Annotated in this window: 6 protein-coding genes and 1 pseudogene; 5 read left to right on the top strand and 2 right to left on the bottom strand. The window is 66.5% G+C overall.

Annotated features, from left to right (window positions below; all coding sequences use genetic code 11):
- Nucleotides 1–226 precede the first annotated feature (226 nt).
- Together MTR65_RS19585 and MTR65_RS19580 are read right to left on the bottom strand one after the other, a co-directional pair.
- Nucleotides 227–1,231 carry a TerC family protein gene (locus tag MTR65_RS19585; protein WP_243803199.1) on the bottom strand — a complete coding sequence of 335 codons (1,005 nt, stop codon included), beginning with the start codon at nt 1,229–1,231 and terminating at the stop codon, nt 227–229.
- Between the two features lie 85 nt (nt 1,232–1,316).
- Nucleotides 1,317–1,490, bottom strand: a complete 174-nt coding sequence (locus MTR65_RS19580) for a hypothetical protein (RefSeq protein WP_213503220.1) — start codon at nt 1,488–1,490, stop codon at nt 1,317–1,319.
- 349 nt (nt 1,491–1,839) lie between these two features.
- Between MTR65_RS19580 and MTR65_RS19575 the strand changes: the two genes are divergently transcribed.
- The 5 genes and pseudogenes from MTR65_RS19575 to MTR65_RS19555 all read left to right on the top strand — a co-directional run.
- A complete protein-coding gene (locus MTR65_RS19575; protein WP_243803196.1) occupies nt 1,840–2,733 on the top strand; it encodes an SPFH domain-containing protein in 894 nt (297 codons plus the stop codon).
- Nucleotides 2,734–2,752: 19 nt separating this feature from the next.
- Nucleotides 2,753–2,980, top strand: a complete 228-nt coding sequence (locus MTR65_RS19570; RefSeq protein ID WP_243803194.1) for a type II toxin-antitoxin system antitoxin — start codon at nt 2,753–2,755, stop codon at nt 2,978–2,980.
- On the top strand, nt 2,977–3,294 hold the full coding sequence (locus MTR65_RS19565; RefSeq protein WP_243803192.1) for a hypothetical protein: 318 nt from the start codon (nt 2,977–2,979) through the stop codon (nt 3,292–3,294). The genes MTR65_RS19570 and MTR65_RS19565 overlap by 4 nt, the downstream gene beginning before the upstream one ends.
- A gap of 75 nt (nt 3,295–3,369) precedes the next feature.
- Nucleotides 3,370–4,320 (top strand): right-handed parallel beta-helix repeat-containing protein, encoded by a 951-nt coding sequence (locus tag MTR65_RS19560; protein WP_243803189.1) that lies wholly within the window; start codon nt 3,370–3,372, stop codon nt 4,318–4,320.
- 197 nt (nt 4,321–4,517) lie between these two features.
- Nucleotides 4,518–4,806, top strand: a pseudogene (locus tag MTR65_RS19555) (hypothetical protein); the annotation flags it as partial.

Here is a 4,806-nt window from a genome sequence, read left to right as displayed (position 1 = left end):
GCCCACCGGCGCCGGTTGCTCCTTGAAGAGATGGACCGGCTGGCCGAGCAGGCTGCCGAGCACCTCTCTGGTCCGGACATTGCCTTGGTGCGGGAACGGCACGCGCTGCTGAGGGGCGAGGGTTGAAGAAGCAAGATTGATTCAAGGGGCCATCGCCCCTTGACCCCGGAATGGGCGACCTCACCTTTCTCGGCCAGGTCTGGGCGCGGAAGGTGAGGTCAGCCCCTCAGACCTTCTTCGCCTCCTCCCCGCGCGTCATCACCAGCGACCAGATCACCCCGCCCGCAATCAGCGCGACGGTAACGCCCAGGCTGAAGACCGGCGGGATCTTGGCGCCCGACAGCAGGAAGTCGGAGACGAAGATCTTGCCCCCGATGAAGACGAGCACAAGCGCGAGCGCGTACTGCAGATAGTGGAAGCGGTGGACCATTGCGGCGAGCGCGAAGTACAGCGCGCGCAGGCCCAGGATCGCCATGATGTTCGAGGTGTAGACGATGAAGGTGTCCCGGGTGATCGTGAAGATCGCCGGAACCGAATCGACCGCGAAGACAAGGTCGGCCAGGTTGATGACCACCAGCGCCAGGAACAGCGGCGTCGCGGCCCAGACCAGACGGCTCCCGCGCGCCCCCTCGGGGGCCTCGGGATTGGCCGGGACCTTCACGAAGAAGTGCTCGGCGTGGTGCTCCTTGGTGACGCGCATATGCGTGGAGATCCAGCGCACCGCCGCGTTGTTGCCCACGTCCGGCTCGCTCTCGCCCGTCACCAGCATCTTGAGGCCGGTGAAGATCAGGAACGCGGCGAACAGGTACATCACCCAGTAGGCGCTCTCGATCATTGCCGCGCCGCCCGCGATCATGATCCCGCGCAGCACGATCACCGCGAGGATACCCCACAGGAGCGCGCGGTACTGGTATTTGCGCTCCACGGCGAAGAAGCTGAAGATCATCGAGATGACGAAGACGTTGTCGATCGAGAGCGCCTTCTCGATGAAGTAGCCGGTGTAGTACTCCATGCCCGCCGTGGGGCCCTTCTGGACCCAGATCCAGCCGCCGAAGATCATGGCGATGCCGATGTAGAAGACCGACAGCTTGAGCGATTCGCCGATGCCCATTTCCTTGTCGTCCTTGTGCAGGACGCCAAGATCGAAGGCGGTCAGGCCGATGACGATGGCGATGAACGCGAACCAGAACCACAGGCTCGTGCCCATCCAGTAGGTCGATAGAAATTCCATGGATCAGGACCTGCTTGGTACGGGGAAAAGGAAGCGCCGGCGCGTCGGAGGGGGACTTACGCGCCGGCGCAGGAACAGGCCGCTGTCAGGCCGTCGCCATGGGGGATGGCAGGCGCTGGAGCCTGTTCCGAAGGGTTTCCTTTGCCGTGAGCAGGAGGGCGATCAGGGCCGGATCGGACGTGCGTCCGGCCTGCAGGCGACGAAGCCGCGAATCCAGTCGCGCCAGCGTCTCGAGCATTGCGTACATCTTATCAGTCATCGGTCATTCCCTGTCGAACGCATGTGATAGTTCGATCGGTCGAGACGACGCTTGGTTGCATGGGGCGGTATAAGTTTGCCCCTGAAATCGCAATTTGGACCCGTGAATACATGCGCGACCCGGATCGGTGCATCGGTCTTTCCCGATGCGGTCCGACATCACGCGGCGATCAGCGCTCCGCATGGAAGAGGCTCAATCGCTCGCGCCAGAGGGGCCCGGCCCGCACCTCGTATATAAGACCAAAACGCTCTTGTTACAACCGCGCCGTCCCGCAGGTGCCCTCCTGCACCTTGACCTGCACCGCAAAACGATATTAATATGATATCACTTTAACAGGGAGAGCCTATCGATGTCCGCCAACCTTCAGCCGATGAACGCCAGCCGCGAGCGCTCCGCGTCCGCCTTCAACGGCTACCTCATGCTGCTCGTGCTCGCTGGCCTCGTGCTGCTGGCCCTGTTCAGCGTGGTCGGCGGGGTAAGCGCGGGCTCGCCGCTCTTCCTGCTGCTGCTGGTGCCTTGCGCGCTTGCCGCGCTGCTCGTCCTGCCCGGCTTCTACATGGTCCAGCCCAACCAGGGCGCGGCCATCGTCCTGTTCGGCAGCTACCGCGGGACCGACCGCTCGACAGGCCTGCGCTGGACCTGGCCGTGGATGATGAAGTCCAAGGTCTCGGTGCGCACCAACAACATCGTCTCGGAAAAGCTCAAGGTGAACGACCTGCGCGGCAATCCCATCGAGATCGCCGCCAACGTGGTCTGGCGCGTCTCCGACACCGCACAGGCGCTCTACGATGTCGACGACTACCACAGCTTCGTCGACGTCCAGATCGAGGCGGCCGTGCGCACCATCGGCTCGCGCTATCCCTACGATGGCGAGGACGAGGACAAGACGCTGCGCGGCAGTCACGAGGACGTCAACCGCGAGCTGCGCGACGAGCTGAACGAGCGCCTGCGCGTGGCGGGCGTCACCGTCGACGAATGCGGCCTCACGCACCTTGCCTACGCCCCCGAAATCGCGGGCGCCATGCTGCGCCGTCAGCAGGCCGAAGCCGTCATCGCCGCGCGCCGCAAGCTGGTCGAAGGCGCAGTCTCGATGGTCGAGATGGCGCTGGCGCAGCTCTCGGAAAAGGAGGTCGTCGAGCTCGACGACGAACGCCGCGCCGCGATGGTCTCCAACCTCATGGTCGTGCTGTGCGGCGAGCGGGATACCCAGCCCGTCGTCAACGCCGGCTCGCTCTACCAGTAAGGCGCCCCGGCGGCCCGCCATGCCCAGCCCCGCGAAGAAGGCCTTCCCCCTGCGGCTCGATCCCGAGCTTCACGCCGCGCTGGAGCGGGCCGCGGCGGGTGACCTGCGCTCGGTGAATGCCGAGATCGAGGTCCTGCTGCGTGAGGCACTGGCCCGGCGCGGGGTCAAGGTTCCGGTCAGCCCGCCCTCACGGCGCGGCCGTCCCCCTGCGACATCCACGCCAAAGGACGGGAGTGAGGAGACATGAGCACCCGCAATACGCGTAAGGCCCGCGAGGCCGCCCGCGCCGAGAAGGCAAGGAAAGAGGCCGAGGCCCGCGCCTGGTTCGCCCCCAAGCGCTACGGTCTGGGCTCGGGCCTTCCGCTCCGTTGGCAGGGCTGGCTGCTCTACGCCCTTTACTTCTCCGCCATCGCGGGCTGCGTGATCCTCTTTCAGAAAGACACCTATGGCGCACGGCCCGGCGCCGTCGCCCTGTTCCTGGCGGTCAGCGCACTCGTCCTGCCGATCTGCGCGCGCCGCACGCGCGGCGGCTGGCGCTGGCGCTGGGGCCGCACCGACTAGAGCGGCCTGTACCGAAGCGGGACGGCGGCCTTTCGCGTTTACCCTTTCGCGCAGCACCGGGCGTAAGACCTTGCCATGCGCACGATCCGACTCGCCCTTGCGGCCGCCCTGCTGGGGGCCAGCCCGCTCCTTCCCGCCGCCTCTTCCGCGCAAGCTCAGGAGGAGCCCTACACGGTGGTCGAGAGCCAGCGCAGCTACGCGCGCCTGCAGGAGGCGGTGGACGCGATTGGCGATGGCACGGGAACGATCCGCTTTGCCCCGCGCCGCTACGCCGACTGCGCGGTACAGACCCAAGGCTCCATCACCTACCAGGCGCAGGTCCCCGGACAGGCCGTCCTCGATGGCGTGACCTGCGAGGGCAAGGCCGCGCTGGTCCTACGCGGTCGCGCCGCACGCATCGAGGGGCTCGTCTTCGCCAACTTCCGCGTGCCCGAGAAGAACGGCGCCGGCATCCGCCTTGAACATGGGGACCTCTCGGTCTCGCAAAGCTGGTTTCGCGACAGCGAGCAGGGCATCCTCACCGGCAACGACCCGGACGGGCGCATCGCCATCGACAAGTCGACCTTCACGCGCCTGGGCACGTGCGAAGGACCCGGCTGCGCGCATTCGCTCTACATCGGCGACTATGGCACACTCACCGTCACGCGCAGCCGCTTCGAGGCGGGGACAGGCGGCCACTACGTCAAGAGCCGGGCCGCGCGCGTCGCCATCCTCAACTCCAGCTTCGACGACACGCAGGGGCGCGCCACCAATTACATGATCGACCTGCCCGATGGCGCCACCGGCGAAATCGCCGACAACTGGTTCGTGCAAGGACGCGACAAGGAGAACTACTCCGCCTTCATCGCGCTCGCCGCTGAACACCGGAACCACCCCTCGGCGGGCCTGTCGGTCCACGGCAACAACGCCCGCTTCGCACCCGGGATTGACCGGCGCAGCGCCTTTGTCGCCGACTGGACGAAGGAGCCCATCCGCATCGAGGACAACACGCTGGGCGCAGGCCTCGTCCGGTTTGAGGCGCGCTGAGGTTCGCTACAGGGGCAGAAGGGAAAGGAGATATCCGAGGGCCATCGCCCTCGGGCTCCCCGAACTGTCCAGCTCAGAGTTCTCACGCCGCGTGGGCAAAGAACGGTGAGGTCGCCCATTCGCCCCACCACCCGGGCGCGAACACCTCACCGCAAGCGCGTTGCGTGATAATGTATCCTCGTCTACACGGCGAGGCGATGAGCTTTGGTCTCACCTTCCTCCTGCGCATGCGCATATGGGCCCTCCTGCTGCTGGCCGCGATTGGCCTCCAGGCGGCAGAGCCCATTCGTGCCCCGCTCGAACGCGCTCCCGGTTCAGCCTGGAGTTCGGCGACGAGCGATCTTGCGCTCTCGCCTTCACGGCGCGGTGAGGACAACGCGCAGGACGTGGCGCCCCAGCCCCCCCAGCCGCTTCCCGACCGCAGCACCGGGCGCTTGAGCCCGGACGCACCGGCCGTGCTCGCGGCGCTCTCGCTGGCCCCGCGCG

The sequence above is a fragment of the Novosphingobium mangrovi genome, from assembly GCF_022818885.1.
GTDB lineage: Bacteria > Pseudomonadota > Alphaproteobacteria > Sphingomonadales > Sphingomonadaceae > Novosphingobium > Novosphingobium mangrovi.
The sequence above is the reverse complement of the archived record's forward strand: the minus strand, read 5'-3'. Positions and strand labels throughout refer to the sequence as shown.